Source organism: Spirillospora sp. NPDC049024 (assembly GCF_040649235.1).
Taxonomy (GTDB): Bacteria; Actinomycetota; Actinomycetes; order Streptosporangiales; family Streptosporangiaceae; genus Spirillospora.
This window is the reverse complement of the sequence record NZ_JBEZFD010000057.1, coordinates 1-2,376: the sequence shown is the minus strand read 5'-3', so window position 1 is coordinate 2,376 and position 2,376 is coordinate 1. Positions and strand designations below refer to the sequence as shown.

The window sequence follows — 2,376 nt, the reverse complement described above, 5'->3', positions numbered from 1 at the left end:
TGGCGCCACCATGGCGGCCGGATTCCGGGGAATCCACGATCAGGAGATAGCTCGCCGCTATTGCTCGCCGGGTAACTTGCTGCCACCAGCTTTCCCACTGTTGTGGGGATTGCGGTGGCTGCTCTGCGGTCAGCAGATAGTCCCCGCACATCGGGCACATGGCGTTCTGCTCGTCCAGTAGCCTGATGGTGTACCGATCGAGCGGCGGCTTACTCCGTCTGCGGCGGTGAGCCCAATACTCGGCCAGGAAAGGATCGTCCGGAGACGCCCATCCTCTAACCATGACGTGCCGCTTAATTTCCGTCCACCGAAACATAACCAAGTAGGCGCCGGACTCGAGATCCCCGAACACCCACCTGTCGTTACGGAACTTGTTGAACTGGCCATAGTACCTGGGGATAATCCATGACTTTGGCTTATTCTGATGACTGTGTGTAGCCCACTTGTAGGTGAGTCTCCACACGTGCGTGTCGAGATCTTCGAAAACCTTCGACGACACCACCGGTCGGTAATACGCCGCCCACCCCCGGATCACAGGATTCAGGGCGGCGATCACTGCTTTCGCGTTTGCGCCGCGCAGTCGACGCATTTCAAACGCGAGTCTCGACCTGATCCGCTGTACAGCCGCCTTACTAGGCTTGATCAGAAGTTTGGAGCCATACCGGCGGACGTTGAAGCCGAGAAAGTCAAAACCCTCGGCCACATGAACAATGCGGGTCTTATCCTCGTTGAAGGACAGGCCCCGACCGCCCAGCCATCTCGCCAGTCGCTCCTTGATCAGTACGGCCTGGCGGCGGGTGTGACAGAGCACCACCAGGTCGTCCGCGTATCTGACCAGTACCGGAGAATCCGGATAACTTCGTCCCGCCTTGGGACCGGTAGTTCTGTACCTGGCTCCAGCGACCGTTTCCAGACCGTGTAACGCGACGTTCAACAGTAGCGGGCTGATGACCCCGCCCTGCGGAGTTCCTTCCTCGGTGGGGGCGAACCCGCGTCCCGCCTCGAACACTCCTGCCTGGAGCCACTCACGCACCATCTCCCGAGCGGGAAACAGGCCGATAGCCTCCATCAGCGTTTCGTGGTCGATGCGGTCGAACGCCGCAGCCAAATCCGCATCGAGCACCCATAGCCGTGCTGCGGTCTTGCTTTTGCACGTCTCATAGATGGCCTCGATCGCGTCATGGCACCCTCGGCCCGGCCGAAACCCGTATGACTTGGCCTCGAACCGGGCCTCCCATTCGGGCTCCAGTGCGTTCCGGACTCGCGCTTGATGACAGCGGTCCATCAGCACCGGTATGCCGAGCGGACGCATGCGCGCGGGGTTACCGGCCTTGGGAATGTGCACTCGCCGGACCGGGCGGGGGCGCCAATCCTGCCTGCTGCGCTGGACACGCTTCGCCATGCGCATTCTGGCCTGGTGAGTCAGAGCGACCTCGCCATCGACCCCCGCCGTTCGTCGTCCAGCGTTCCGCTGCGTCACCTGTCGCACGCTCACCAAAGTGTTCGCTTGCGACCGCAGCATGAGTTTCTGTAGATTCCTGGCTTTCGCCAGGTCCCCTTCCTGCACCGCCTTGAAGATCCGTTGTCGTAGGCGACGTACCTGCTTCTCCTGTTCGAACCAGTCGATACGACCCCACTCTGAACTCTCATCCAGATCGGGACGACCCTGTTCCGGGATCGGCAGGCCCTCAGGTCCGTTCGCCGTTTCGGCGTCCAACTTGCCCCTCGGTTCGGATGCCATGGACAGTTTCCTTCAAAGATCCACCTGCTCACGTCGGCACGCTTTCGCGTCCGGGCATCGGCCCGGTATCCGGCCAGTTATACGGACAATCCATCGGAGGGTTGGCTTCGTAGCCCGCTTTCCTGTTGCCTTTCGGCCACCGGCATTGGCTTCTTGAGCATCCTGTCCAGGCCAGGAATTGTGCCCCTCTCACGATCGGCCTACCAACTTCGTTGGACCTGACCCGGGTTTCCATGTTCCGCACGTTCGAGAAGCGGTCGAGCTTGGGTGCCTTCTTTACTCCGGGGACAGCGGTGCCCATGCGGTACAAGTGGTTTCCTTGCCCGCCGCCGGCCGCATCTCAACGACCCGTCCCTGTCACGCTGCGTTTCCACCCGTCTCAGCGAGTCCCTATAACGGAGCATCACCAAAGATTCACTTGCGTTCACCCCGCACTCGACCTTCCCCACCTGTAGGACCGAGACGGAATCGGCCCCCTTGGGATTTCCGTGAGCTTCACACCCACTGGCTCAGGAAGCCAGCACGCATGTCACGGCGGGGACAGGCTCAGGCACTAGCCTGGAATGCATTTTGACTTTCCATCGACCTCCAATCATGCATTCACTCGAAACGTGCGACTTCACGTCGCACAACCA

1 protein-coding gene is annotated in these 2,376 nt (G+C 60.8%); it reads right to left on the bottom strand.

The features are described 5' to 3' along the window. Positions 1–1,741 (bottom strand): group II intron reverse transcriptase/maturase (gene ltrA, locus AB0C21_RS43280; protein ID WP_500212337.1); only part of this gene is annotated, 1,741 nt, incomplete at its 3' end. Positions 1,742–2,376: the final 635 nt, after the last annotated feature.